22 protein-coding genes are annotated in these 25,687 nt (G+C 67.4%); 5 read left to right on the top strand and 17 right to left on the bottom strand.

Annotated elements, in window-relative coordinates; genetic code table 11:
* Nucleotides 1–204: 204 nt before the first annotated feature.
* The 14 genes from tolB to UU7_RS11400 form a co-directional block, all read right to left on the bottom strand.
* Nucleotides 205–1,524: a Tol-Pal system beta propeller repeat protein TolB gene (gene tolB, locus UU7_RS11465; RefSeq protein ID WP_007808415.1), complete on the bottom strand. Its 1,320-nt coding sequence runs from the start codon at nt 1,522–1,524 to the stop codon at nt 205–207.
* Between the two features lie 8 nt (nt 1,525–1,532).
* Nucleotides 1,533–2,477 carry a cell envelope integrity protein TolA gene (gene tolA / locus UU7_RS11460; protein ID WP_007808413.1) on the bottom strand — a complete coding sequence of 315 codons (945 nt, stop codon included), beginning with the start codon at nt 2,475–2,477 and terminating at the stop codon, nt 1,533–1,535.
* On the bottom strand, nt 2,464–2,916 hold the full coding sequence (gene tolR / locus UU7_RS11455) for a protein TolR (RefSeq protein WP_007808412.1): 453 nt from the start codon (nt 2,914–2,916) through the stop codon (nt 2,464–2,466). The genes tolA and tolR overlap by 14 nt, the downstream gene beginning before the upstream one ends.
* Nucleotides 2,917–2,929: 13 nt before the next feature.
* Nucleotides 2,930–3,616 carry a protein TolQ gene (gene tolQ, locus UU7_RS11450; RefSeq protein ID WP_007808409.1) on the bottom strand — a complete coding sequence of 229 codons (687 nt, stop codon included), beginning with the start codon at nt 3,614–3,616 and terminating at the stop codon, nt 2,930–2,932.
* Nucleotides 3,617–3,647: 31 nt separating this feature from the next.
* Nucleotides 3,648–4,061, bottom strand: coding sequence for a tol-pal system-associated acyl-CoA thioesterase (gene ybgC, locus UU7_RS11445; RefSeq protein ID WP_007808407.1), 414 nt, complete (start codon nt 4,059–4,061; stop codon nt 3,648–3,650).
* The gene (gene ruvB, locus UU7_RS11440) at nt 4,054–5,103 is read right to left on the bottom strand and encodes a Holliday junction branch migration DNA helicase RuvB (RefSeq protein ID WP_007808406.1); all 1,050 of its coding nucleotides are present in this window, start codon (nt 5,101–5,103) and stop codon (nt 4,054–4,056) included. The genes ybgC and ruvB overlap by 8 nt, the downstream gene beginning before the upstream one ends.
* Nucleotides 5,104–5,306: 203 nt before the next feature.
* Nucleotides 5,307–7,238, bottom strand: coding sequence for a potassium transporter Kup (locus UU7_RS11435; RefSeq protein WP_007808404.1), 1,932 nt, complete (start codon nt 7,236–7,238; stop codon nt 5,307–5,309).
* Nucleotides 7,239–7,253: 15 nt separating this feature from the next.
* Entirely contained in the window at nt 7,254–7,850 is a 597-nt protein-coding gene (ruvA, locus tag UU7_RS11430; RefSeq protein ID WP_007808402.1) for a Holliday junction branch migration protein RuvA, read from the bottom strand.
* A gap of 37 nt (nt 7,851–7,887) precedes the next feature.
* Entirely contained in the window at nt 7,888–8,406 is a 519-nt protein-coding gene (gene ruvC, locus UU7_RS11425; RefSeq protein WP_007808400.1) for a crossover junction endodeoxyribonuclease RuvC, read from the bottom strand.
* Nucleotides 8,407–8,557: 151 nt separating this feature from the next.
* Nucleotides 8,558–9,280, bottom strand: coding sequence for a YebC/PmpR family DNA-binding transcriptional regulator (locus UU7_RS11420; RefSeq protein WP_007808398.1), 723 nt, complete (start codon nt 9,278–9,280; stop codon nt 8,558–8,560).
* Between the two features lie 84 nt (nt 9,281–9,364).
* On the bottom strand, nt 9,365–10,012 hold the full coding sequence (locus UU7_RS11415) for an esterase/lipase family protein (RefSeq protein WP_040673331.1): 648 nt from the start codon (nt 10,010–10,012) through the stop codon (nt 9,365–9,367).
* Nucleotides 10,013–10,101: 89 nt separating this feature from the next.
* Nucleotides 10,102–11,856: an aspartate--tRNA ligase gene (gene aspS, locus UU7_RS11410; protein ID WP_007808396.1), complete on the bottom strand. Its 1,755-nt coding sequence runs from the start codon at nt 11,854–11,856 to the stop codon at nt 10,102–10,104.
* A 120-nt stretch (nt 11,857–11,976) separates the two neighbouring features.
* Nucleotides 11,977–12,540, bottom strand: coding sequence for a DUF3011 domain-containing protein (locus UU7_RS11405; protein ID WP_007808395.1), 564 nt, complete (start codon nt 12,538–12,540; stop codon nt 11,977–11,979).
* Between the two features lie 105 nt (nt 12,541–12,645).
* Complete coding sequence (locus UU7_RS11400) at nt 12,646–12,972, bottom strand: FmdB family zinc ribbon protein (RefSeq protein WP_007808392.1); 327 nt, start codon at nt 12,970–12,972, stop codon at nt 12,646–12,648.
* A gap of 277 nt (nt 12,973–13,249) precedes the next feature.
* On the opposite strand from UU7_RS11400, the gene UU7_RS11395 reads away from it, so the two are divergent.
* Both UU7_RS11395 and UU7_RS11390 read left to right on the top strand, forming a co-directional pair.
* Nucleotides 13,250–15,733 carry a TonB-dependent receptor plug domain-containing protein gene (locus tag UU7_RS11395; RefSeq protein ID WP_007808390.1) on the top strand — a complete coding sequence of 828 codons (2,484 nt, stop codon included), beginning with the start codon at nt 13,250–13,252 and terminating at the stop codon, nt 15,731–15,733.
* A 489-nt stretch (nt 15,734–16,222) separates the two neighbouring features.
* Nucleotides 16,223–16,954 (top strand): CsgG/HfaB family protein, encoded by a 732-nt coding sequence (locus tag UU7_RS11390; protein ID WP_007808388.1) that lies wholly within the window; start codon nt 16,223–16,225, stop codon nt 16,952–16,954.
* A gap of 109 nt (nt 16,955–17,063) precedes the next feature.
* Here UU7_RS11390 and clpB read toward each other — a convergent pair whose 3' ends face one another.
* A complete protein-coding gene (gene clpB / locus UU7_RS11385; protein WP_007808386.1) occupies nt 17,064–19,655 on the bottom strand; it encodes an ATP-dependent chaperone ClpB in 2,592 nt (863 codons plus the stop codon).
* 148 nt (nt 19,656–19,803) lie between these two features.
* On the opposite strand from clpB, the gene otsB reads away from it, so the two are divergent.
* The 3 genes from otsB to otsA are packed head-to-tail and all read left to right on the top strand — an operon-like array spanning nt 19,804 to nt 23,790.
* A complete protein-coding gene (otsB, locus tag UU7_RS11380) occupies nt 19,804–20,643 on the top strand; it encodes a trehalose-phosphatase (RefSeq protein ID WP_007808385.1) in 840 nt (279 codons plus the stop codon).
* On the top strand, nt 20,603–22,408 hold the full coding sequence (locus UU7_RS11375) for a glycoside hydrolase family 15 protein (protein ID WP_007808383.1): 1,806 nt from the start codon (nt 20,603–20,605) through the stop codon (nt 22,406–22,408). The genes otsB and UU7_RS11375 overlap by 41 nt, the downstream gene beginning before the upstream one ends.
* On the top strand, nt 22,408–23,790 hold the full coding sequence (gene otsA, locus UU7_RS11370; protein ID WP_007808381.1) for an alpha,alpha-trehalose-phosphate synthase (UDP-forming): 1,383 nt from the start codon (nt 22,408–22,410) through the stop codon (nt 23,788–23,790). Before UU7_RS11375 ends, otsA begins: the two co-directional genes overlap by 1 nt.
* A 3-nt stretch (nt 23,791–23,793) precedes the next feature.
* On the opposite strand, the gene pgeF is transcribed toward otsA, so the two are convergent.
* Together pgeF and rluD are read right to left on the bottom strand one after the other, a co-directional pair.
* Complete coding sequence (gene pgeF / locus UU7_RS11365; protein ID WP_007808379.1) at nt 23,794–24,543, bottom strand: peptidoglycan editing factor PgeF; 750 nt, start codon at nt 24,541–24,543, stop codon at nt 23,794–23,796.
* Nucleotides 24,544–24,613: 70 nt separating this feature from the next.
* Nucleotides 24,614–25,588: a 23S rRNA pseudouridine(1911/1915/1917) synthase RluD gene (gene rluD, locus UU7_RS11360; protein ID WP_007808378.1), complete on the bottom strand. Its 975-nt coding sequence runs from the start codon at nt 25,586–25,588 to the stop codon at nt 24,614–24,616.
* Between the last annotated feature and the right edge of the window lie 99 nt (nt 25,589–25,687).

Here is a 25,687-nt window from a genome sequence, read left to right as displayed (position 1 = left end):
AATTGCGGGACAGCTGACGCCGGTTGACCGGCTGTTATTTTGACACTTGAAAGATCGATGGTGCGTGAGCCTGCACCATCCACCTGACTGGCTCTCGACGCGACAAGCGCCGTCACCGGAAACCGAAACGCGCCTTGCCGGCGCTGTTCGGGCCCAATCCCTGGGCATCATGCTGCCGCACTTTCGCGCAGCAGCATGAAAATATCATCGTTGCCGGTATGGCCCCCAGGCCGGTTCGCGCACGTCGCCATCGGAAAGTACGAGGCGCTGGCGAACCTGACCGTCGGCCGATACGGCGTACAGCACGCCGCGACGTCCTTCGGTAGCGGCATAGAGCAGCATGCTGGCATTCGGAGCAAAACTCGGGGACTCGTCAATCGGGCCCGGCGAGAGGAATCGCACCTGGTCACCCAGGCTGCGGTCCATGATGGCAATACGATACACGTTCCCATTGCCCTGCACCATCGCGATCTGCTTGCCGTCGTAGCTCACCGAGGCGTTCGCGTTGTTCTGGCCCTGGAAACTGATCCGCTGCGGCGATCCGCCGCTGGCCGGGACCTGGTAGATCTGCGGCCGGCCGGAACGGTCGGAGGTGAAATAGATGCTCTGGCCGTCCGCCGACCAGACCGGCTCGGTGTCGATCGACAGGCTGTTGGTCAACCGGGTCTCATGGCGGCTGCCCAGATCCAGCACGAACAGCTCGAGGTTGCCCACGTAGGAAAGGGCCACCGCCAGCTTGCTGCCGTCCGGCGACCACGCCGGCGCACCATTGATGCCGCGCGGGTGCGACTCCACCAGCTGGCGCGAGCCGGTGGTGATGTCCTGCACGTAGATGTTCGAATTGCCGCTCTCGAACGACACATAGGCCAGCTTCTTGCCGTCCGGCGACCAGGCCGGCGACAGCAGCGACTCGCGCGAACGCGCCACCACCTGCGGGTTGTAGCCGTCCGAGTCGGCCACCAGCAGCGAATACGTCGTGTTGTTGCCCAGGCCGACGGCCGTGATATAGGCGATGCGGGTCCAGAAGGCGCCACGCACGCCGGTGATCTTCTCGTAGATCACGTCGGCGATCTGGTGCGCCACGCTGCGCAGGTCACCGGCGGGCGCCGGCGGCATCTGCTGGTGCAGCAGGCTCTGCTGCTTGTTGACGTCCCACAGCTCGTATTCGACCTGGACCATGCCGTTGCCGGCGTCCCGGATGCTGCCGACCACGATGTAGTCCTGCTTGAGCAGGCGCCAGGTCGGGAACTTGATGTCGGCTCCCTTCGAAGGGAACTCCACGATGTCGCTCTTGGCCAGCGAACGGAACTTGCCCGAGCGGTTGAAATCGTTGCGCATCACGTCGGCGACATCGGTCGACAGCGGGGCGCCGCCGGCCTGGGCAAACGGCACGACCACGATCGGGGTGGCGGTCTTGACGCCACCGACGATGTCCACATTCAGCGACTGGGCCGCGGCAGGACCGGCGAACAAGGCCACGGCGGCCAGCAGGACGATGGCGAAGCTTGAGCTGAATTTGCGCATGGGCTTGATCATTGCGGCCTGAATGTGAAGGTAAGGTTGCGTTGGAACACGCTTTCAAAACCCTTGTACGGCAGGGTCTTGGTGCGCAGCACCGCATTTTCGACCGAACGCCGACCTGCGTCGTCGTACGGGCAGCTGGAATCGACGGTCGCACTCATCACGTCGCCACCGGGCGATTGCACGATGTGAACCTGACAGGGGAGCGCCGCTATGTTATCCGGCCTTAACCAATTGGGCGTGACCGCATTCTGAATGGCCGCGGCGTATTCGTCGGCCAGGTTGCTGTTCGGGCTGTTGTTGCCGGTCTGGCGCTGGTCGGCGGCCGGCAGGTCGGGCTGACCGTCGTCCTGGGCGTTCTTGAGGTCCTCCAGCTGCTGCTTCGCCTGCTTCGCCTTGTTGTCCAGTTGCCTGGTCTGGGCCGAAGCCGCATCCATCTTGGCGAACAGCGCGTCCAGCTTCTTCTTTTCCTCGGCCTTCTTCTTCGCCGCCTCGGCATCCAGCTCGGACTGGCGCTGGCGCTCCTTTTCTTCCTGCAACTGCCTGGCGTCTTCGGCCTGCTTGGCGGCGTCCTCGACCACGCGTTCCTGGTCCTTGACGTCGACATGCTTGGGCGGCGGCGGCAGCTGGCTTACCGGCGGGGTCACCGGCGGTGGCGGGGTCGGCGGCGGGATGGTCGGCGGCGGCGGGGTGGAATCGGGCACAGGCTTGGCCTTGACCGCCTTCGGTGGCGGGCTGCCGGTGCGCCCGATCAGGGTCGCCTCGATGATCGGCCCCTGCAGCTCCAGCGGCTTGGCGCAGGCAATCGGGTTCATCCACGCCGGCAGATGCAGCGCGTTGAAGAAATTCTCGTAACTGGAGCACGGCAGGACCGCGAGGAACAGAAACCCCACGATGCCGATGTGCAGGATGGCGGAGACTACGACCGCCTTCGGCGTCGCCTTACTTTCGTCCATCGGACGTGCTCTTGCCCTGCACCGGCTGGGCCATCAGGCCGACCTTGGAGACGCCGGCCTGCTGCAGGTCGGCCAGCACCTGGACCACGCCGCCGTAGTGCCCCTGGTCGTCGCCGGCCACCAGCACGTTGACGTCCGGATTGGTGCGCACGAACGCGCCGACCTTGGTCTGCAGCGCCGCCGCGTCGAGCAGCTCCTTCTCGGCGCCGGGCAGGGTCAGGAACAGTTGGCCGTCCTGCTTCACCGTGACGATGACCGGGTCCTTCTTCTGCTGCAGCGACTTGGCGTCGGCCTGCGGCAGGTTCACGTCCACGTTGGACTTCATCATCGGCGTGGTGACCATGAAGATGATCAGCAGCACCAGCATCACGTCGATGTAGGGCACCACGTTGATTTCGGATTTGAGCTTGTAGCGCCGCTGACGGCCGGAGGTTCGCATGAGTGCTCTCCGCTCAGGCGACGTCGTCGGTCTGGATCTGCCGCTGCAGCACGGAGGAGAACTCCTCCTGGAACACGTCGTAGCGCGAGGCGATGCGCTCGACCTTGGTGGCGTAGCGGTTGTACGCCCACTGCGCCGGGATCGCGGCGAACAGGCCCATGGCGGTGGCGATCAGCGCCTCGGAGATGTGCGGGGCGACCACCGCGATGGTGACGTCCTTCATCTCGCCCAAGCCCTGGAACGCACCCATGATGCCCCACACCGTGCCGAACAGGCCCACGTACGGGCTGATCGAGCCGACGTTGGCGAGGAATTCCAGGTTGCGTTCGAGCAGGCCGATCTCGCGCGTGCCGGCGACCTGCATGGCGCGCTCGGAACCCTCGATCACGCTGCGCGTGTCATGAGTCTTGCGCTGGCGCTGGCGGGCGAACTCGCGGAAGCCGGACTCGAAGATGTTCTCGATGCCGCCGGTGCCGCCCTGGCGACTGCTGACCTCGCGGAACAGCTGGGCCAGGTCGCCGCCGGACCAGAAGCGCTCCTCGAATTCCTCGGCGTTCTCCATCGCCGCCTTGGTCTGCGAATACTTGCGCACGATGATGACCCAGGACAGGAACGAGAACACCAGCAATACCAGCAGCACCAGTTTCACCGGCAGGCTCGAATCCGCGATCAGCGTGAAAATGTTCAGTCCACCGTTCATTGCTTGCAGGTACTCCGCCGGTTCGGCTTGGTTATTCTTGAGGAATCAGGTCGGCCGGAATCGGAGCCGGCCGCATGCGCTGGAGATCGACGCAGGCCACCCGCACGCTGGCGCGGATCAGGCAACTGCCGTCCGCCTTCATGATCGTCTGGGTGAACAGGATACTGGCAGCGCGCCGTTCTTTGACGTCCACCGTTACCGTCAGTTCATCATCCAGCAGGGCTGGCTTGAGAAAGTCGATGTGCATGTCGCGCACCATGAAGGCCAGCCCGGTGGCCTGCTTGTACGCCAGCTGGTCCACGCCCAGCGCACGCATCCACTCGCTGCGGGCACGTTCCATGAAACGCAGGTAGCCGGCGTGGTAGACCACGCCGCCGGCGTCGGTGTCTTCCCAGTAGACCCTGACCTTCCAGCTGAAAGGCAGTTGCGCGGCCGGCTCAGACATCGCCGGCCCCCGCATCGAACAGGTCGGCCGCCTGCGCCTGGCGCGGCGGCGGGGTCAGCCCCAGGTGACGCCAGCCCTTCGCGCTGACCATGCGGCCGCGGGCGGTGCGCACCAGATAACCCTGCTGGATCAGGTACGGCTCGACCACGTCTTCCAGCGTGCCGCGGTCCTCGCTCAGCGCGGCGGCCAGCGACTCCACGCCGACCGGACCGCCGTCGAAATTCTCGATGATCAGGCCGAGCAGGCGCCGGTCCAGTTCGTCGAACCCCTGCGGGTCGATCTTCAGCATGTCCAGCGCCGCCTGCGCCGCAGCCAGGGTGATCTCGCCACCGGCGCGCACCTCGGCGTAATCGCGCACCCGGCGCAGCAGGCGGTTGGCGATGCGCGGCGTGCCGCGCGAACGGCGGGCGATTTCCTGCGCCCCTTCCGGCGCGCAGCTGATGCCGAGGATCCTCGCCGCCCGGCGCACGATCGCGGTGAGCTCGTCGGTGGTGTAGAACTCCAGCCGCTGCACGATGCCGAAACGGTCGCGCAAGGGCGCGGTGAGCATGCCGGCGCGGGTGGTCGCGCCGATCAGGGTGAACGGCGGCAGGTCCAGCTTGATCGAACGGGCGGCCGGGCCCTCGCCGATCATGATGTCGATCTGGAAGTCTTCCATCGCCGGGTACAGCACTTCCTCGACCACCGGCGACAGCCGGTGGATCTCGTCGACGAACAGCACGTCGTTCGCCTCCAGGTTGGTCAGCAGCGCGGCGAGGTCGCCGGCGCGTTCCAGCACCGGGCCTGAGGTGGAACGCACGTTGACGCCGAGCTCGTTGGCGATCACGTGGCTCAGCGTGGTCTTGCCCAGGCCGGGGGGGCCGAAGATCAGCACGTGGTCCAGCGCCCCGCCCCGCTTCCTGGCCGCCTCGATGTAGATCGACAGCTGTTCGCGCACCGCCTGCTGGCCGAGGTATTCGGTCAGGCGTTTCGGCCGGATGGTGGCTTCCAGCGCCTCGTCGTCGAGCTGGGCGGCGGCGGTGATGATGCGGGCTTCGGTCATGCCTGCATTATGGCAGGCGGATGAAACGGAGCGGGAATCACCGGCAAAGGCAGCCCTTCATGCCGGGAAAGTGATTTCCTGCACTTTCCCGGCTCGCAGGATCGGGCGTTGCCCGACCCTGCTTCGAATGCCGATCGCCAAAACGATCGGCATTGGAGCGGCCCATCCGTGGGCCGCGGTGGAGATCCGATCCGCCGCGCGGATCAGATCTCCACCTGCGCCCCCAGCTCGATCAGCCGGTTGCCGGGGATCTGGAAGAACGCGGTGGCGGGCAACGCGTTGCGCGACATGAAGGCGAACAGCTTGTCGCGCCACAGCGCCATGCCGGGACGACGCTCGTCCGCCACGATGCTCTCGCGGGACAGGAAGAAGGTGGTGTCCATCATGTCGAAGGCGAGTCCTTCGCGTGAACACTGGGACAGCGCCTGCGGGATGTTCGGGTCCTCGGCGAAGCCGAAGCGCAGCTCCAGCGCGTAGAAGTCGTCGCTGCCGGACGACAGCGCGGTGAGCTGGATGCGCTCATCGGCCTCGGCCACCGGCGTTTCCAGGATGCCGACGGTGAGCAGCACGTTGCGCTCGTGCAGCACCTTGTTGTGCTTCAGGTTGTGCAGCAGGGCATGCGGCACCGCACTGAGGTTGGCGGTGAGGAACACCGCCGTGCCGGGCACGCGCAATGGCGGATGCGCAGCCATGTTCTCGATGAACGGCGCCAGCGCCAGGCCGCCCTGCTTGATCTCGCGCACCACCAGCTCGCGACCGCGGCGCCAGGTGGTCATCACCGCGAACATCAGCAGGCCCAGCACCAGCGGGAACCAGCCGCCCTGCAGGATCTTCAGCGTATTGGCGCCGAAGTAGCTGAGGTCGATCGCCAGCAGGATCACGCCCAGGCCGATCACCAGCAGACGGCTCCACTGCCACATGCGGCGGGCCACGATCATCACCAGGACCGTGTCGATCGCCATCGTGCCGGTCACGGCGATGCCATAGGCGCCGGCCAGCGCGTTGGACGAGCCGAAACCGACCACGGTGGCGATCACCGCCACCATCAGCGCGCGGTTGATCCACGGCAGGAAGACCTGCCCGATCGCCTCGCGCGAGGTGTGCACCACCTGCATGCGGGGCAGGAAGCCGAGCTGGATCGCCTGCCGACACACGGTGAAAGCGCCGGAGATCACCGCCTGCGAAGCGATCACCGCCGCCATCGTGGCCAGCGCGATCATCGGATACAGCGCCCACTCCGGCACCGAGTGATAGAACGGGTTGGCGATGGTCTCCGGATGCACCAGCAGCAGGCCGCCCTGGCCGTAGTAATTCAGCAGCAGCGCCGGCATCACGAAGAAGAACCACGCGGCGCGGATCGGCACCCGGCCGAAGTGGCCCATGTCGGTATACAGCGCCTCGGCGCCGGTCACGCACAGCACCACCGAACCCAGCGCCAGGATCGAGGTCTTGCCATGGGTCATGAAGAACTGCACCGCATGCCATGGATTCAGTGCACGCAGCACTTCCGGTGCCTGGATGATGTTCCATACGCCGATTACCCCCAGTGCCAGGAACCACACCACCATCACCGGCCCGAAGATCGCGCCGACCTTGGCCGTACCATGCCGCTGCAGCCAGAACAGGCCCACCAGCACCGCCACCGTCACCGGCACCACGTAATGCGACAGCGACGGCGCGGCCACCTGCAGGCCCTCGATCGCGGACAACACGGTAATGGATGGCGTGATCACGCCATCGCCGAAGAACAGCGCCGCCCCCAGCAAGGCCATCAGCATCACCGCCCGACGCGTGGCCACGGACTTGCCGCTGGCACGCTGCGCCAGCGTCATCAGCGCCATGATGCCGCCCTCGCCCTTGTTGTCCGCTCGCATGACCAGGCTGACGTACTTCACCGCCACCACCATGATCAGCGACCAGGTCACCAGCGACAGGATGCCCAGCACCGTGCTCGGCCGGGGATGCAGGCCGTGCTCGGGCAGGAAGGTCTCGTGCATGGTGTACAGCGGGCTGGTGCCGATGTCGCCGAACACCACGCCGATCGCGCCGAGGATCAGCGTCGACTTGGCGCCACGCACGTGGGCGGTGTCACCGTGGGCCGATGGCTGGGCCGGGTTGTCTGCTTGTGTATTCATTGAAGTCCTGGCGAGCTAGCTGCCCAGAGCGGCGCGCAGCGCCTTGCGGATGATGGCTTCGGCCGTATCGCCTTCCGCGGCCACTTTCTGCACCAGGCGGCTGACTTCGGCTGGCTTGTAGCCCAGCTGCTGCAGCGCCACGGTCGCCTCGCCGGCCGCATCGAGTGGCGCGCTGGCCCGCTGCGACGGCACGCCGGGAACGCCGGCCACGCCGTCGAGCCGGTCGCGCAGTTCCACCACGATGCGTTCGGCGGTCTTCTTGCCGATGCCGGGAATCTTGGTCAGCGCCACCACGTCGCCGGCCTGCACCAGCCGCGCGAAGTGGTCGGTGGACACGCCGGACAACACGGACAAGGCGATCTTCGCGCCGATGCCGCTGACCTTGAGCAGGTTGCGGAACAGCGCGCGCTCGGTCTCGTGCAGGAAGCCATAAAGAGTGATGCCGTCTTCCTTCACCGCATGATGGATCAGCAACACCACTTCCTTGCCCAGGCCCGGCAGGTCGTAGATGGTCGACATCGGCGCCTCGACGTCGTAGCCGATCCCGCCCACGTCGACCAGCAACGACGGCGGCTGCTTGCCGATCAGGGTGCCGCGCAGCCGCCCGATCACCGGCGCCGCCTCGCGGTCTTCTTCATCCGCGACGCCTTCATCGGCGTCGCCTCCAGGCGGTGCGCGGAATGCCGACCCGGGCCAGGCTGGCGCGGGTATGCGCATGGGTCACGGCGATCGCCAGCGCATCGGCGGCGTCAGCCTGCAGCGGACCTTTCAGGCCAAGCAGGACGCCGATCATGTGCTGCACCTGGGTCTTGTCGCCGCGGCCACTGCCGACCACGGATTGCTTCACTTCGGTTGCCGCGTATTCGTGCACCACGATCCCCTGACTGACCACTGCGCAAATGGCGGCGCCACGCGCCTGGCCCAGCTTCAATGCCGAGTCGGGGTTGCGCGCCATGAACACGCGCTCGATCCCGCATTCGGCCGGCCGATGCGTGGCGATGATGTCACACAGCTCGTCAAAGATGCGTTTGAGCCGCAGCGGGAAGGTCGCCTCGCCCGCCACGGCAAGCGCACCATGGAACACATGGCTCAGCTTGCCCGTGTCATCCACGTCGATGATGCCCACGCCGGTGCGCTGGCTGCCCGGATCGATGCCGATGATGCGCACGGCACGGGAATCGGGAATCGGGAGTCGGGAATCGGAAGCTGCGCACCCAGCGACGGAGGCCTTGCTCATGATTGAGCTCGGCCGCGGATGAAGATCACCCGGGACTGCGCGGTCCTGTCCATTCCCTATGCCCGATTCCCCATTCCCTGCTTCACGTCGGCAGCAGGGCGTTGTGGGACACCTCGCTCACATCGTCCAGCGAGTCCAGCTTCTCGAGCAGGTCCATCAGCTGTTCCAGCGCCTCTTCCGGCACCTCGACGCGGTTGTTGGGACGCATCACCACGCCGGCGTGCAGCGCGCTCAGCCCCGCGTCGACCAGCGCCTGCTGCACCGCCTCGAAGTTTTCCGGCGCGCACAGCACGGTGCTTTCGCCGTGCTCGTTGACCACGTCATCGGCGCCGGCTTCCAGTGCTGCCTCCAGCACCTTCTCCTCGGCCGCCTCGTCGCCGCCGGTGGCAAACACCAGCTCGCCGCAACGGGTGAACTGGAACGCCACCGAACCGCTGGTGCCCAGGTTGCCGCCGTGCTTGGTCAGCGCATAGCGCACGTCGGCCACGGTGCGGGTGGGGTTGTCGGTGAAGCTTTCGATGATCAGCGCGGTGCCTGCCGGGCCGTAGCCCTCGTAGCGCAGTTCCTGCATGTCGGCGCCGCCATCGGCACCGGAGCCGCGCTTGATCGCGCGCTCGATGGTGTCCTTGGTCATGTTGGCTGACAAGGCCTTGTCGATCGCCGCGCGCAGGCGCGGGTTGCCGCCAGGGTCTGCCACTCCGGCGCGGGTGGCGACGGTGATTTCGCGGATCAGCTTGGTGAACACCTTGGCGCGCTTGGCGTCTTCGGCGTTCTTGCGACCTTCGATGGACGGACCTCTACCCATGACGATTCCTGCACGACGGCGGTTGGACAAGCCGGGAATTTTACCTGAATTGAACCTGTGTGCCGGATCGCGGGGTGCGGCGTCTCAACGCGGCTGCGGTGGCGAAAAACGCCCGTGGCGCAGGAAACCGGCAGTCAGCTGCGCCACTTCGGGCGAAAACAGCAGGCCGGTGTGGTTGGTTTCGACCACGCAATGGTCGGCAAGCCCCGGCAGAAGGGTCTCCTCGACCGCCACGGTGCCATCGTGTTCGCCCTGGAAATGACCAAGCATGGCGCCCAGTCCCAGCGGCGTGCAGCCGGCGATCATGCCCACCTCGCGCGGGCCATCCCAGCGTTCGAGCCCCTGCTCCAGCAGCTCGCGGTTGTGCCCCAGCAATACCTCGCCACCACGTCCCCAGCGGGCAAAGCTGCGCGCCGCCGCACTGCCACGCAGCGGCGAACCGAGGCAGACGATGCGACCGGACGGCAATGCGGCGGCGTCATGGCAGGCGCGCAGCGCGAGCAGCCCGCCCAGGCTGTGCCCGACCAGGTGCACGGCCTGGGCATCGGCTTCGCCGAGCAAGTCGGTCATGCGTGCATGCAACTGGTCCAGGATGCGCTGCTCGGTGGCCGCCACGCTGAGGTAGTCGAAGCGATGCACGCGAAAGCCCGCCTCCATCAGCCGGCGATGCAGCATGGACAACGCAAAACCGCGCATCCACAGGCCGTGCAGCAGGATCACATGTTCAGACATGGCGAGCGCCGGGAAGGGTGGCCGGGGAGCCGGGAATCGAAAACGTGGAAGCGGCCGGCATGGACAACCGCCCGAAGCCGCCCACGCTCCTAAGCCCGCACCGCCACGTGCAGTTCCTTCAACTGCGCATCGCCGACCGGCGACGGCGCGTCGGTCATCAGATCCTGCGCGCTGGTGGTCTTGGGGAAGGCGATCACGTCGCGGATCGACTCGGTGCCGGCCATCAGCGCGGCGATGCGGTCGATGCCGAAGGCCAGGCCGCCGTGGGGCGGCGCGCCGAACTTCAGCGCCTTGAGCAGGAAGCCGAACTTCGCCTCGGCCTCGTCCGCGCCGATGCCCAGCAACTCGAATACCGCGCTCTGCATGTCCGGCCGGTGGATACGGATCGAACCGCCGCCGATCTCGTTGCCGTTGAGCACCATGTCGTAGCCCCGGCTCACCGCGGTGGCGGCGTGGCTCTTCAGGTCGGCGATGTCGTCGATCTTCGGCGCGGTGAACGGATGGTGCAGGGCGACGTAGCGCTGTTCTTCCGCGTCGTATTCGAACATCGGAAAGTCGGTGACCCACAGCGGCTTCCAGCCTTCCTCGACCAGGCCACGATCCTTGCCCACCTTCAGGCGCACCGCGCCCATGAAGTCGGTGACGGTCTTCCACGCGCCGGCGCCGAAGAACACGATGTCACCGGTCTGCGCGCCGGTGGCTTTCAGCACGCCGTCCAGCGCCACGTCGTCGAGGAACTTCGCCACCGGCGAGTTGATGCCCTCGCGACCCCTGACCAGATCCTCGACCTTGAGCCAGGCCAGGCCCTTCGCGCCGTAGCGCGAGGCGTATTCGGTCAGGCCGTCGATGTCCTTGCGCGACAGCGTGCTGCCGCCGGGCACGCGCAAGGCCGCCACGCGGCCATCCGGAGCATTGGCCGGCTCGGCGAACACCTTGAACTCGATGTGCTTCAGCGCAGCGGCCACGTCGACCAGCTCCAGCGCGATGCGCAGGTCCGGCTTGTCCGAACCGAAGCGACGCATCGCCTCAGCCCAGGTCATGCGCGGGAACGCGGCGTCCAGCTCCACGCCCTGCACCTCGCGGAACACGTGGCGGATCAGCTCCTCCACGAAATCCTGCACGTCCTTTTCCTCGACGAAGGCAAACTCCAGGTCGAGCTGGGTGAATTCCGGCTGGCGGTCGGCGCGCAGGTCCTCGTCGCGGAAGCAGCGGGCGATCTGGTAGTAGCGATCGAAGCCGGCCATCATCAGGATCTGCTTGAACAGCTGCGGCGACTGCGGCAGGGCGTAGAACTGGCCCGGGTGCACGCGGCTGGGCACCAGGTAATCGCGCGCACCTTCGGGGGTGGCCTTGGTCAGGATCGGCGTCTCGATGTCCTGGAAGCCACGCTCGTCCAGGTAGCGGCGCAGCGCCTGCACCAGCCTGATCCGCTTGCGCATCATCGCCTGCATCTCCGGGCGGCGCAGGTCGAGGTAGCGGTAGGTCATCCGCATGTCTTCGTTCGGATTCTCGTGCAGTGCGAACGGCAGATCCTTCGCGGCATTGAGGATCTCCACCGTGTCGGCCAACAGCTCGACCGTGCCGGTCTTCAGCTTGTCGTTGACCGACACGCGCGCACGGATGGTGCCGGTGACACGCAGGCAATACTCGTTGCCGATCTCGCCGGCCACGGCAAAGGCCGCAGCGTTGTCGCGGTCGACCACCACCTGCGCCAGACCCTCGTGGTCGCGCAGGTCGACGAAGGCGACGTGGGCCTGCAGACGAATCTTGTTGACCCAGCCGCACAGGGTGACGGACTGGCCGATCAGCGACTCATCGATGAGGCCGCAGTAATGCGTGCGCATGCGTTGGAACTCCGGCGTCGCCGCGGGGCGACTTCAGGCAGGGGAAAAGACCGCCAAGTTTACCACCGCCGCGCGCCGCGGCGGACCGGCGGCGGACGACCGCCACCGGCCCGGCCCGCATCACCAGCGGCGATCGACCAGGAACTGGCCGCGGCAACCGTGCGCCACCCACACCCCGGCGCGGTTCCAGCCCCAGCTGTAGCCCTCGGTGCAGCGGGCATCGGAGAGCTGGCGTGCCAGTCGCACGCTGCCGTTGCGGCCCACGTCGACTTGGCACATCTGGTACTTCTTCTTGTTGCTGTCGCACTGCAGGCTGATCCGGCGATTCCAGTCCGGGCCTGGCTGCCAGCCGCCGTGCGGGTTGCCATGTCCCCCACGATCACCACGGTAGTCACCGTAGCCACCGCGCCCGGCCGGACCGAACAGGCCGCGGCAACCCCGGTCGACCCACAAGGTGCCGTGATCCATGCCCCAGCTCTGGCCCTCGATGCAGGCGCCCTTGGACTCCTGCTTGTAGAGTTCGACCCGGCGCCACGGCACGGCGCAGCGGGCATAGTGCCCGTCCTTGCTCACGCAGCGCACCGGCGCATCCGACTGCGCGCGCACCGGCGACGCGATCCCGAGCAGGCTGCCCAGCAGTCCTGCAATGACTATTCCACTGGTCCATCCGCTGATTGCGCGCATCGGTCTTGCTCCTCGCTGGCAGTGGCGGCAGCGGGATCGCCGCCGTCTCCGGAGGTCAGCATATCTTGCGAAGCCGCGCAGGAAACTGCGCCGCCGCTCCGTGGTTCAGCTTCCGCTGTTGCCCGATCCGCCTGCCGCCGGCGCGGGGCTGGCAGCGGGGGCGGGGGCTGCGGCCGCAGCGACCGGCGCACCGGCGGCGGGCTTGGCCTCGCCCGGTGATGCATCGACCAGGTTGCGCTTCTTGTCGCCGTCCTTCTTGAAGTCGGTCTCGTACCAGCCGCTGCCAGCCAGCCGGAAGGACGGCGCGCTGACCCGCCGGTGCAGGTTCGGGGTGCTGCACGCGGGGCAGACCACCGGGTCGGTGTCGGACAACTTCTGCAGGCGGTCGAAACGGTGACCGCACTGGCTGCATTCGAATTCGTAGATGGGCATGGAGGCTCCGGAAAATCCCGCCGGCACGCGAGCCGGCAACTGGCCATTATCGGCGCTGACCGGCGGATTTCAACGTGCCGGACCGCTCATGGCGATGCGCGCGGGCGGGTAGTAGCCTCGTGATCGGAACCGGGCGTGACCGACCCGCCAGACGCCCGCGCGCCGGGATCGACGCATGGGCTATGGACGTATAGACGTCTATACGTCTATTGACGGCCACTACCTGCACCACTAGTCTGTGATTGCTGCACGGCAACATCCCCATCCGGAGAACCTCATGAGCAAGCGTACCCGTACGACCGCGTCGGCATGGCTTCCTGCCGCGGTGTTGCTGGCATTGGCCGGCAATGCCGCGGCGCAGGAAGCACAGGCACCGGCACCCGCCAAGGCCCGCGACCTCAGTGCCGTGATCGTCACCGGCACCCGCGCCGACAACCGCACGGAAAGCAGCTCGCTGACCCCGATCGACGTGGTGTCGGCCAAGGTCCTGCAGCAGACCGGCACCAGCGAATTGTCCACAGCGCTGGCGCGCATCATTCCCTCGCTGAATTTCCCGCGCCCGGCCGCCGCCGACTCGGCCGACACGCAGCGTCCCGCCCAGCTGCGCGGCCTGTCACCCGACGAAGTGCTGGTGCTGGTGAACGGCAAGCGCTGGCATCCGGGCGCCATCCTGCTCAACAACGGCGTGATCGGCCGCGGCTCGCAGCCGGTGGATCTGAATACCATCCCGATGTCCGCCATCGACCACATCGAGGTCTTGCGCGACGGCGCGTCCGCCCAGTACGGCTCGGACGCGATCGCCGGCGTCATCAACGTCATCCTGAAACAGGGCGCCAAGGGCGGCGACGTGCAGGTCACTGGCGGCCAGTACTCCGCGGGCGACGGCAGGCAGTGGCAGGGCTCGGCCAACTTCGGCATCCCGCTGGGCGGCGACAAGGGCTGGCTGCGGCTTGCACTGCAGAGTGGCAACCAGGATCACACCAACCGCGCCGGGCCGGACAATCGCCCCGGCTTCCCGCAGCTGGGCGTGAACTTCCGCCAGGGCGACCCGGACGTGCATGACAACAACCTGCTGCTGAATGCGCAGTACGACATCACCCCGGACGTGCAGCTTTACAGCTTCGGGCACTACGGTCGCCGCCAGAGCACGTCACCCGCGTTCTTCCGCTATGGCACCAATTCGCCCAAGCCGAACAATGCACTGATCGGCCAGGTGTATCCGGACGGCTTCCTGCCGCTCGAACATGCCGACTCCACCGACACCTCGCTGGTGGCGGGCCTGCGTGGCAAGATCGGCGGCTGGCGCTGGGACCTGAGCGGCAACTACGGTCGCAACCGGGTTTCCTACGAAACACGCAACAGCACCAACTACGCCTACCTCAACGACTTCGGCAGCGCGCCCAGCGTCTTCAGCGACGGCATCCTCAGCGCCGAGCAGCAGAGCCTGGATCTCGACGTCGCCAAGGACATCCAGGCGGGCGGGCTGCCCAATTCGCTCACGGTGGCGTTCGGCGCCCAGTATCTGCGGCAGACCTACGCCATCGATGCCGGCTCGCTGCCGTCCTGGTACGTGGGCACCTCCGGCGTCTCCGGCGGCGCACAGGGCTTTGCCGGCTGGCAACCGGCGAACGCGGTGGACGCCTCCCGCCACGACGTGGCCGCCTACCTCGACCTCGAAACCAACCTCACCGACCGGCTTGGGGTGGCGGCTGCGGTGCGGCATGAGCATTACAACGACTTCGGCAACACCACGTCCGGCTCGCTGTCGGGTCGCTTCGACTTCACCGACAGCTTCGCCATCCGCGGCAGCGCCTCCACCGGCTTCCGCGCGCCCTCGCTGGGGCAGGAGTATTTCTCGCAGATCTCCTCGCTGTTCTACGGCGCCGGCAGTCTGCCGGGCCTGCCGGCAGGCATCTACAACCGGGGACTGGTACCGGTCGGCAGCCAGATCGCCCAGTTGCTGGGTGCCGAAGCGCTGAAGCCCGAGAAGTCCAGGAACTACACCCTGGGCACGGTGTGGAGCCCCACCGATGCGCTGACCCTCAGCCTGGACGTGTACCAGATCAACATCCGCGACCGCGTGGCGCTGTCCGGCGCGATCTCGACCACCACCCCCGCGGTGGTCAGCTACCTGGCCGCCAACGGCATCAGCGATCTCGGCTACAGCAGCGTCAACTACTTTACCAACGCGGCGGACACGCGCACCCGTGGCGTCGATTTCGTGGGCAGCTACCTGGCCGACCTCGGCAACGCGGGCACCCTGGCCACCACGCTCAGCGCGAACTATAACCAGAACACGGTCACCGACGTGAAGCCGAACCCGACGGTGCTGGACAACCTGGGCGTCAGCTTCGTCCGCCTGAACCGCCAGGACATCCAGGGATACCTGGGCAATTCCAGCCCGCGCAGCAAGCTCATCCTCAACGAGCAATACAACGTGGGCAACTGGGGCGTGACCGGCACGCTGACACGCTATGGCCGTTACACCAGCTATGTCAGCAGCCTGGCCAGCTACAACCCGAACGCCACGCCGCCGGTGATCGACCAGACCTTCACACCCAAGTGGGTGCTCGACCTGGCGGTGAACTACAACCTCCATGACTGGACCTTCACCGTGGGCGCGGACAACGCGCTCGACGCCCATCCGGACAGGAACATCGCCAACAACACCAACAACGGCACCCTGCCCTACTCGACCTTCTCGCCGTTCGGCTACAACGGCGCCTACGTCTACGGCAAGGTGCGTTACAGCTGGCAGTGAGCGAACGCGGCACCGCCACGGCAACACGCAGCCCCGGTTCGCCCGGGGCTGCGTCCCGGCCCCATCGCTCTCGACCGACTTCGTTGACCGCCCGAGGCCTCCATCCCGGCGTCGCCACCCCGACAGCTCCCGCACGGCCGGGCTGCCCTGTCGTCCCCGCCGCCAGGCATTGACGGGTTTGCCCTACACCACCTGCCGTCCGCGCTGACAGCCGGCCCGGGGCCGCCCCCGGATAATCGCCGCACAGGGTGCCGCCCTGCACCGGGGAGTGCACCCGTGCAGGGACCGCTTGACAAGGCCAATCCCGCACGACCAGCATCCGGCGTGATCGCGCAACGGCAAACGCCTGCGCCGCCCGCGACACTCGGCAGCCGGAATCCAGGGGGATTGCGGGGGGACTGCACCCTGGCACGACACCACACCCGTACTTTCGCCGCGGCATCGCGCGTCGATCGGACGGGTATCACGCCAATGACTGGAGGGGACTTGATGAAACTCGCAAACCACACGGGCCTGCTGGGCGCAGCGCTGGCCCTGGCATTGACCGCAGGCGGTGCCGCCATGGCCCGCGAAGCGCCGACGATGACCGTCGCCGTGATCGACTTCACCAACCAGACCAGCTCGGCCAGCTGGTGGAACGGCGACGTCGGCAACCAGCTGGCCGATGTGCTCAGCAACGAACTGAGCGCCACCGGCGACTTCAAGGTGATCGAGCGACAGAAGATCGACGCCGTGCTCGCCGAGCAGGATCTCGCCGCCTCCTCACGCATGCGTCCGGGCAGCACGCCGCACACCGGCAACATCACCGGCGCACAGTACCTGGTCACCGGCAGCGTTGCCGCTTACACCGAAGACACGTCCAAGACGGGCGGCGGCCTCAACATCGCGGGCTTCCGCGTGGGCGGCGGCAAATCCCAGGCTTACGTGGCGATCGATCTGCGCGTGATCGACGCGGAAACGTCCGAAGTGGTGTACTCGCGCACGGTCGAGGGCAACAGCTCCGGCGGCGGGGTCAGCCTCAGCGGCTTCACCCATGGCGTGGGCGGTGACTTCGGCCACTCGAAGAAGACGCCGGCCAGCAAGGCCGTGCGCGCCGCGCTGATCGAGGCCACCGATTATCTGGATTGCGTGATGGTCAAGCGCGACGGCTGCGAGGCCCGCTACCAGCAGAAGGAACAGCGCCGCCGCGACAACGACAAAAAGGTACTCGACCTCGAGTGAGTCCGGACGAAGGCCGCTCGGCACCAAAGGCAGCCTCGCAAAAACAGCAGGGCCATCCGTCCAGGATGGCCCTGCTTCGTTCAGGCGGAGCCGGGCTGCCGGCGCCGCATCAGGACTTGCGAAACACCAGCTGCCCGCCCTCGGCGGACACCCCGACCGTATCGCCCGGCTGGAACTGTCCTTCCAGGATCTGCCTGGCCAGCGGATTCTCCAGCTGCTGCTGGATCGCCCGCTTCAACGGCCGCGCACCGTAGACCGGATCGAAGCCCACGTTGCCGAGCAGCGCCAGCGCATCGTCCGCCACGTCGAGCTTCAGCTGACGCTCGGCCAGTCGCCGCTCCAGATACTGCAGCTGGATCTTCGCGATGGCGCGGATCTGGGCCTTGTCCAGCGGACGGAACACCACGATCTCGTCGAGCCGGTTGATGAACTCGGGACGGAAGTGCGCCTGCACCACGCCCATCACCGACGCCTTCATCTGGGTGTACTGCTCCTCCGCGTCGCCGCCGTTCTCCGAGGCGTCCTGGATCATCTGCGAGCCCAGGTTCGAGGTCATCACGATGACGGTGTTGCGGAAATCCACGGTGCGGCCCTGGCCGTCGGTGAGGCGGCCGTCGTCGAGTACCTGCAGCAGGATGTTGAACACGTCCGGATGGGCCTTCTCCACCTCGTCCAGCAGGATCACGCTGTACGGCCGGCGGCGCACCGCCTCGGTGAGGTAGCCGCCTTCCTCGTAACCGACGTAGCCCGGAGGCGCACCGACCAGGCGCGAGACGGAGTGCTTCTCCATGAACTCGCTCATGTCGATGCGCACCATCGCGTCGGTGGTGTCGAACATGAATTCGGCCAGCGCCTTGCACAGTTCGGTCTTGCCCACGCCGGTAGGACCCAGAAACAGGAACGAACCGTTCGGCCGGTTCGGATCGGACAGGCCGGCACGCGAGCGACGGATCGCGTCGGCCACCGCGTGCACCGCCTCGTCCTGGCCGACCACGCGCTTGTGCAGCTCGTCTTCCATCTTCAGCAGCTTGTCGCGTTCGCCTTCGAGCATCTTGCTGACCGGGATGCCGGTCCAGCGCGCCACCACCTCGGCGATTTCCTCGGCGGTGACCTTGGTCTGCACCAGCTTGAAATCCTGCGTCTCGGCGGCCTGCGCCGCGGCGAGCTGCTTTTCCAGTTCCGGCAGCTTGCCGTACTGGATCTCGCTCATCTTTGCGTAATCCTGCCGGCGCTGGGCGGATTCGAGCTCCTGGTGGGCCTGCTCGATCTGCTCCTTGACCCTGGTCGTGCCCTGCAGCGACGCCTTCTCGGACTTCCAGATCTCGTTGAGGTCGGAGAACTCGCGCTCGAGCTTGTCGATGTCGGTTTCCAGATCGGCCAGGCGCTGCTTCGACTCGCTGTCCTTCTCCTTCTTCAGCATCTCGCGCTGGATCTTCAGCTGGATCAGCCGCCGTTCGAGACGGTCGAGCTCCTCCGGCTTGGAGTCGATCTCCATGCGGATGCGGCTGGCCGCCTCGTCCATCAGGTCGATCGCCTTGTCCGGCAGCTGGCGGTCGGCGATGTAGCGATTGGACAAGGTGGCGGCGGCGACGATCGCCGGGTCGGTGATCTCCACGCCGTGATGCACCGCGTAACGCTCCTTCAGGCCGCGCAGGATCGCGATGGTGTCCTCGACACTGGGCTCGCCCACGAACACTTTCTGGAAGCGCCGCTCCAGGGCGGCATCCTTCTCGATGTACTTGCGGTATTCATCGAGCGTGGTGGCGCCGATGCAGTGCAACTCGCCGCGCGCAAGCGCGGGCTTGAGCATGTTGCCGGCATCCATCGAGCCTTCGCCCTTGCCGGCGCCGACCATGGTGTGCAGCTCGTCGATGAACAGGATCACCCGCCCTTCCTGTTTCGAGAGGTCGCTGAGCACGGCCTTCAGCCGCTCCTCGAACTCGCCGCGGAACTTCGCGCCGGCGATCAGCGCGCCCATGTCCAGCGCCAGCACGCGGCGGTCGCGCAGGCCCTCGGGCACCTCGCCCTTGATGATGCGCTGGGCCAGGCCCTCGACGATCGCGGTCTTGCCCACGCCGGGTTCGCCGATCAATACCGGATTGTTCTTGGTGCGCCGCTGCAGCACCTGGATGGTGCGGCGGATTTCCTCGTCGCGACCGATCACCGGGTCGAGCTTGTTGCGCTCGGCGCGTTCGGTGAGGTCGATGCAATATTTTTCCAGCGCCTGTCGCTGCTCCTCGGCGTTCTCGCTCTGCACCTTCTCGCCGCCCCGCAGCTTGTCGATCGCCGCTTCGAGGTTGGCCTTGTTCGCGCCGGCCGCCTTCAGCGCCGCGCCCAGCTCGCCCTTGTCCTCCAGCGCGGCCAGCACGAACAGTTCGCTGGCGATGAACTGGTCCCCGCGCTGCTGGGCCAGCTTGTCGGTGAGGTTGAGCAGGCGATTGAGGTCGTTGCCGAGGTTGATGTTGCCTTCCTGTCCGCTGACCCGCGGCAGGCGCTCGAGCATCTCGTTCACCCGCTGCGTGAACATCGGCACGTTGACCTGGCCCTGGGTCAGCAGCGGCGCCGTGGAGCCGCCCTGCTGGCCCAGCAGCGCCGCCATCACGTGCACCGGCTCAAGCATGTTGTTGTCGCGGCCCACGGCCAGCGATTGCGCGTCGGCCAGCGCCTGCTGGAACCGCGAGGTGAGTTTGTCCATCCGCATGTCGAAGATCCCCGAGGCTGGTTTGGCGGTGCATCCGCCACTGACGCAAAAATGCGGACGGTGCAGCCCGATTCAAGCTGGGCCGTCCACGGCGATGACCTGACCGGCATGCCCAGCTTTTCACATTCGGCTTGTTACGGTGGATGCGATGTCGACTCCACGCCCCTCCACCACACCGACGCGCCCGGTCCTGCCGGCTCCCCCGCTTCCCGCCGCCGGCGCCGGCTGGGCGCTGCTGTTCGACGTCGACGGGACCTTGCTCGATTTTGCCGACGACCCCGGTTCGGTGCGGGTCAGCCCCGCCCTGCTGGCCCTGCTCCACGACGTGCATGCGGCAACCGAGGGCGCGATGGCCCTGGTCAGCGGACGCGAACTGGACGACCTCGACCGGCTCTTCGAGCGCCCGCGCTGGGCGGCGATCGGCCTGCACGGGCTGGAGCTGCGCCAGGCCAGCGGCAGCTTTCGCCGCGTCATCGTGCCGCAGGCCGGGCAGGATCACATGCACCGCGAGGTGCGCGCCCTGGCGGCGCGATTCGAGGGCGTGCAGGTGGAAGACAAGCAGCTGGCGGTCGCCTTGCACTGTCGCCGCGCGCCGGAGCAGCTGGCCCGCCTGCACGGCGCCGCCTCCGAACTGATGGCGCGCCTGCCCGGCTACGAGTTGCAGCCCGGCCACCAGGTGCTGGAATTCAAGCCGGCGGGCATGGACAAGGGACGGGCGGTGACGGAGCTGCTGCAGCGCGCGCCGTTTGCCGGCCGCACCCCGGTCTACCTCGGTGACGACCTCACCGACGAGCACGCTTTCGACGCGGTCAATCGTCGTGGTGGCTTCAGCATCCGCATTGGCGAGCGCGAACCCAGCGCCGCCCATTTCACCCTGCCCGGCCCGGCCGCCACCGAGGCCTGGCTGACCCGCGTCCTGCACGCACTGACGCACGGAGCCCCTACCCATGCCCGACTTCCCCACGGAGGCCCTGCACGCCAGCCTTGAGCTTGGCGTGATCGGCAACGGCAGCGTTGCCGCGCTTATCGACCCGCATGCGCGCATCGTGTGGTGCTGCCTGCCACGCTTCGATGCCGACGCCAGTTTCTGCAGCCTGCTTTCGCCCACCAGCGGGGGTGGCGACTGGGCGATCGAGCTGGAGGACTTCGATCACGTCGAACAGTTCTACCTGGCCAACACCGCGGTACTGGTGACCCGCCTGTTCGACCGCCACGGCGGTGCCATCGAGATCACTGACTTCGCGCCGCGACATCGACTGAACGGCCGCTTCTATCACCCGGAGATGCTGGTGCGCCGGGTCGCGCCCATCGCGGGTTCGCCACGCATCCGCGTGCGCTTGCGCCCGCTGTGCGAGTACGGCGCACGTGCGCCGGCCACCACCGCAGGCAGCAACCACATCCGCTACCTGCTCAGCGACGTGGTGCAGCGCCTGACCACCGATATCGCACCGCTTCTGGTCGAACGCCAGCTGCCGTTCGGGCTCGACCGGCCGGCCCACTTCGTGTTCGGCCCCGACGAGACCCTCGACACGAACGTGGCCGACTTCGTCCACCTGGCACTGGAACGGACGCTGGACTACTGGCGCGAGTGGGCCCGCTACCTGTCGATTCCCTACGAATGGCAGGAAGCGGTGATCCGCGCCGCGATCACCCTGAAGCTCTGCCAGTACGAAGCCACCGGTGCGATCGTGGCGGCGCTGACCACGTCGATACCCGAATCGGCCGGCAGCGCGCGCAACTGGGATTACCGCTACTGCTGGCTGCGCGACGCCGCCTTCACCGTGCGCGCGCTGAACCGCCTCGGCGCGACCCGCACGATGGAGGAGTACATCCGCTACACCTTCAACCTGGTCGCCCAGCTCGATGAAGGCGAACTCGGCCCGGTGTTCGGCATCACCTTCGAGAGCGAGCTGCCCGAGCGCCAGGTGGAGACGCTCGCCGGCTACCGCGGCATGGGCCCGGTACGGGTGGGCAACGATGCGTGGCGGCAGCGCCAGAACGATGTCTACGGCTCGGTGGTACTCGCGTCGACCCAGCTGTTCTTCGACCGCCGGCTGGAACATCGCGGCGACGAAGTGACCTTTCGCCGGCTCGAGCGGATGGGCGAGATGGCGCTGCGGGTGGCCGAACAGCCCGACGCCGGGCTGTGGGAATATCGCGGCCGGGCAGCCGTCCACACCTACTCGGCGGCGATGTGCTGGGCGGCCTGCGACCGGCTGGCGCATATCGCCACCGAGCTGGGGCTGGCCGAGCGCGCGCGCTACTGGCACGAGGAGGCCGTGCAATTGCACGGACGCATCGAGGCTCGCGCCTGGAACGAAAAGCTCGGCCACTTCGTCGACGCCTACGATGGCGAGCACCTGGACGCCAGCCTGCTGCTGCTGGCCGACATCGGCTTCATCGAGGCTGCCGATCCGCGCTTCGTGGCCACGGTCGACGCGATCGGCGTGGCACTGGGCCGTGGCGACTACCTGTTCCGCTACATCGCACCGGATGATTTCGGCGCGCCGGAAACCAGCTTCAACATCTGCACGTTCTGGTACATCGAGGCGCTGGCCGCCACCGGACGCAGGGAACGGGCACGGGCGCTGTTCGAGCACATGCTGAAACAGCGGAACGTACTGGGCCTGCTGTCGGAGGACCTCGCCCCGGCCACCGGCGAACACTGGGGCAACTACCCGCAGACGTATTCCCTGGTCGGCCTGATCCAGGCGGCGATGCGCCTGTCGCGGCGCTGGGAGGAGGCCCTGTGATGACGGCGCGCAAGGCTGGCGGCCGGCTGGTGGTCGTTTCCAACCGGGTGGCGCTGCCGCGCCAGGGCGCGCCCGGCGGGCTGGCATCGGCGCTGCATGCGGCGCTCGACGAGCATGGTGGCCTGTGGTTCGGCTGGAGCGGCAAGGTGGCCGGCGAGACGGCCGCGGAACTGCATCAGCAGCAGGAGGGCAAGATCGACTACGCCACCATCGATCTTTCCCGCACCGACCATGACGATTTCTACACCGGCTTCGCCAACGGCGCGCTGTGGCCGCTGCTGCACTACCGGCCCGACGTGGTCGACTACCGGCGCAGCCACCTGGCCGGCTACCTGCGCGTCAACGAGATGTTCGCGGAAAAACTGCAGCAGCTGATCAAGCCGGACGATGTCATCTGGGTGCACGACTACCACCTGATCCCGCTCGCCTCGATGCTGCGGGCCCGGGGCGTGCACAACCGCATCGGATTCTTCCTGCACACGCCACTGCCCGCCGCCGGCCTGCTGATCGCCCTGCCGAATCACCGCGAGCTGCTGGAAACCCTGGCCAGCTACGACCTGGTCGGCGTGCACACCCGCCGCGACCTGCGCGCGCTGGAAGACTATTTCCTGCATGAAGCCGGCGCGGTGATGCGCCTGGCCGGGCGCATGCGCATGCCGAACGGCCGCCAGTTCCGCGCCGGTGCGTTCCCGATCAGCATCGACACCCGGGGCATCGCCGACGTGGCGGCCAAGGCGGCCTCGATCCGCGAGATCACCCAGCTGCAACACAGCCTCGAAGGACGCGCGCTGATCATCGGCGTGGATCGGCTGGACTACTCCAAGGGCCTGCCGCAACGATTCGAGGGTTATGCGCGGCTGCTGGAGCGCCATCCCGAACTGCACCAGCAGGTGACCTTCCTGCAGATCGCGCCACCCTCGCGCGGCGCCGTGCTGGAGTATCGCGCGATCCGCCACGAACTCGAGCGCAGCGCCGGCCACATCAACGGGAAGTACGCCACGCCCGACTGGGCGCCGATCCGCTACATCAACAAGTCGTTTCCGCACCGATTGCTGGCCGGCTATTACCGCAGCGCCCGGGTCGGCCTGGTGACGCCGCTGCGCGACGGCATGAACCTGGTGGCCAAGGAATACGTGGCCTGCCAGGACCCGGCCGATCCCGGCGTGCTGGTGCTGTCCCGCTTCGCCGGCGCCGCGCTGGAACTGGAAGACGCCCTGCTGGTGAACCCCGCCGACACCGAGGAAGTCGCCGACGCGCTGGCACTGGCCCTGAAGATGCCGCTGGCCGAGCGTCGCCGCCGCTGGGAGGCGATGATGGACGTGCTGCGCACCAACGACATCACGCTGTGGCGCAGGAATTTTCTGGGCACGCTGCGCGCCTAGCGATCAGCTGCGGTCGAGCCAGACCAGGCTGGCGAAGCGCCCGCTGCGCGCGCCGTCGCGACGGTACGAGTAGAACCGCGCATCGGCGAAGGTGTCGAACCCGCCGCCGTGGATGCGTGCCACGCCGGCCGCGGCCAGCCGCTGGCGCGCCAGGCCGGCCAGGTCGCACAGCCAGTGGCCGGGCCGCGTCGCCACGAAGCATCCGGCCGCGGCCGCATCGTGCGCCACGAAGGCGGCGCGCACTTCGGCCCCCACCTCGTACGAGGCGGCGCCGATGCACGGCCCCAGCCATGCCAGCAGTCGCGACGACGGCATGATCATCTGGCCCAGCGTGGCCTCCAGCACGCCGCCGGCCAGGCCACGCCAGCCCGCGTGGGCGGCGCCGATCTCGCTGCTATCCTCGGCACAGAACAGCACCGGCAGACAGTCGGCGGTGAGGATCGAAAGCACGGTGCCGGGGATGTGCGAAACCGCCGCGTCCGCCTGGGGTTCGGCCTTGCCGGGCAGCGGCCCCAGCTCGGCGACCTCGCAGCCGTGCACCTGCTGCAGCCAGCGCGGCTCGGCCGGCAGGCGCAGCGACTGCAGCAAGGCGCTGCGGTTGGCAGTCACCGCGTCGGCGGCGTCGCCGCTGCGCAAGCCGAGATTGAAGCGATCGAACGGCGGCGCCGAGATGCCGGGACCAAGCCGGGTGGTGATCGCGGCCCGCACCTGGGGTGGCGCGGGCCAATCAGGGAAGATCCAGCTTTCAGTCATCGGGCCAGGTATCGGGAAACGGGGGAGCCATGAAGCATCGCATACTCGCCGCACCCGTTCCCGCGGCTGCTCAATAGTGCTCCGACCCGTGCACGGCCAGATCCTCCCGCAAGGCCTCGATCAGCTGGCGCTGGTCAGCGGGACGTTCGGCGCTGAAGGACATGTCCTCGCCCGTGGCCGGGTGGATGAAGGACAGCTTTTCGGCGTGCAGTGCCTGCCGGCGAAAACCGCGCAAGGTGGCGATCAGTTCCGCGCTGGCTCCCCTGGGCAGCTTCAGGCCGCCGCCGTAAAGCGGATCGCCGATCAGCGGGTGGCCGATATGCGCCATGTGCACCCGGATCTGGTGGGTGCGGCCGGTCTCCAGCTGGCATTGCAGCAGGCTGTGGGCGCGGAAGCGCTCGCGCAGCCGGTAATGGGTGACCGCCCGCTTGCCGTCTTCCTCGTCGCGCACCGCCTGGCGCAGCCGGTCACCCATGCTGCGGCCGATCGGTTCGTCCACCGTGCCGCCGGCCACCATCGTGCCCAGCACCACCGCCTCGTACTGGCGCTCCACCTCGTGCCGCGACAGCAGGTCGACCAGCGCGGTGTAGGTGGGCAGGGTCCTGGCCACCACCATCAGGCCGGAAGTGTCCTTGTCCAGCCGATGCACGATGCCCGCACGGGGCAGCTCGGCCAGCTTCGGATCATGGTGCAGCAGTCCGTTGAGCAGGGTTCCCACCGGGTTGCCCGCGCCCGGATGGACGACCAGCCCGGCCGGCTTGTCCAGCACCAGCAGGTGCTCGTCCTCGTGCACGATCTCCAGCGCCATCGCCTCGGGGGCGCTCGACACCTCGTTCTCCAGTTCCACCTCCAGCCGCACCAGTTCGCCGCCCCGCAGCAGCTGTCGCGCCGCCACCTGCGCACCGTCGAGACTGACCGCGCCGGACTTGATCCAGCCGCTGAGCCGCGAGCGCGAGTAGTCGGGGAACATCTCGGCCAAAGCCTGGTCGAACCTGCGTCCTGCCGCAGTCAGCGGGACCTGTGCCTCGTGCCGGATCGTGGTCATGCGGGCATCCGCGGGGGACGGCCGGTTTCGGCTATCATGCCTGTTCGCTCAAACATCTGAATTCCTTCCTTATGCGCCCAACAATCGACTCGCCGAAGC

This window comes from Rhodanobacter spathiphylli B39 (genome assembly GCF_000264295.1).
GTDB classification, from domain to species: Bacteria; Pseudomonadota; Gammaproteobacteria; order Xanthomonadales; family Rhodanobacteraceae; genus Rhodanobacter; species Rhodanobacter spathiphylli.
Note: the sequence above shows the minus strand (reverse complement) of the source record. Positions and strands in the feature narration are given on the sequence as shown.

Bases quoted from the DNA above. Each gene is read 5' to 3' on its own strand.
- ybgC (WP_007808407.1), bottom strand. From the start codon at position 4,061: ATGTCTGAGCCGGCCGCGCAACTGCCTTTCAGCTGGAAGGTCAGGGTC.
- otsA (WP_007808381.1), top strand. From the start codon at position 22,408: ATGACGGCGCGCAAGGCTGGCGGCCGGCTGGTGGTCGTTTCCAACCGG.
- UU7_RS11420 (WP_007808398.1), bottom strand. From the start codon at position 9,280: ATGGGTAGAGGTCCGTCCATCGAAGGTCGCAAGAACGCCGAAGACGCC.
- UU7_RS11405 (WP_007808395.1), bottom strand. From the start codon at position 12,540: ATGCGCGCAATCAGCGGATGGACCAGTGGAATAGTCATTGCAGGACTG.
- UU7_RS11400 (WP_007808392.1), bottom strand. From the start codon at position 12,972: ATGCCCATCTACGAATTCGAATGCAGCCAGTGCGGTCACCGTTTCGAC.
- rluD (WP_007808378.1), bottom strand. From the start codon at position 25,588: ATGACCACGATCCGGCACGAGGCACAGGTCCCGCTGACTGCGGCAGGA.
- tolB (WP_007808415.1), bottom strand. From the start codon at position 1,524: ATGCGCAAATTCAGCTCAAGCTTCGCCATCGTCCTGCTGGCCGCCGTG.
- tolR (WP_007808412.1), bottom strand. From the start codon at position 2,916: ATGCGAACCTCCGGCCGTCAGCGGCGCTACAAGCTCAAATCCGAAATC.
- UU7_RS11375 (WP_007808383.1), top strand. From the start codon at position 20,603: ATGCCCGACTTCCCCACGGAGGCCCTGCACGCCAGCCTTGAGCTTGGC.
- UU7_RS11395 (WP_007808390.1), top strand. From the start codon at position 13,250: ATGAGCAAGCGTACCCGTACGACCGCGTCGGCATGGCTTCCTGCCGCG.
- tolA (WP_007808413.1), bottom strand. From the start codon at position 2,477: ATGGACGAAAGTAAGGCGACGCCGAAGGCGGTCGTAGTCTCCGCCATC.
- UU7_RS11415 (WP_040673331.1), bottom strand. From the start codon at position 10,012: ATGTCTGAACATGTGATCCTGCTGCACGGCCTGTGGATGCGCGGTTTT.
- ruvB (WP_007808406.1), bottom strand. From the start codon at position 5,103: ATGACCGAAGCCCGCATCATCACCGCCGCCGCCCAGCTCGACGACGAG.
- aspS (WP_007808396.1), bottom strand. From the start codon at position 11,856: ATGCGCACGCATTACTGCGGCCTCATCGATGAGTCGCTGATCGGCCAG.
- pgeF (WP_007808379.1), bottom strand. From the start codon at position 24,543: ATGACTGAAAGCTGGATCTTCCCTGATTGGCCCGCGCCACCCCAGGTG.
- otsB (WP_007808385.1), top strand. From the start codon at position 19,804: ATGTCGACTCCACGCCCCTCCACCACACCGACGCGCCCGGTCCTGCCG.
- UU7_RS11435 (WP_007808404.1), bottom strand. From the start codon at position 7,238: ATGAATACACAAGCAGACAACCCGGCCCAGCCATCGGCCCACGGTGAC.
- tolQ (WP_007808409.1), bottom strand. From the start codon at position 3,616: ATGAACGGTGGACTGAACATTTTCACGCTGATCGCGGATTCGAGCCTG.
- UU7_RS11390 (WP_007808388.1), top strand. From the start codon at position 16,223: ATGAAACTCGCAAACCACACGGGCCTGCTGGGCGCAGCGCTGGCCCTG.
- clpB (WP_007808386.1), bottom strand. From the start codon at position 19,655: ATGCGGATGGACAAACTCACCTCGCGGTTCCAGCAGGCGCTGGCCGAC.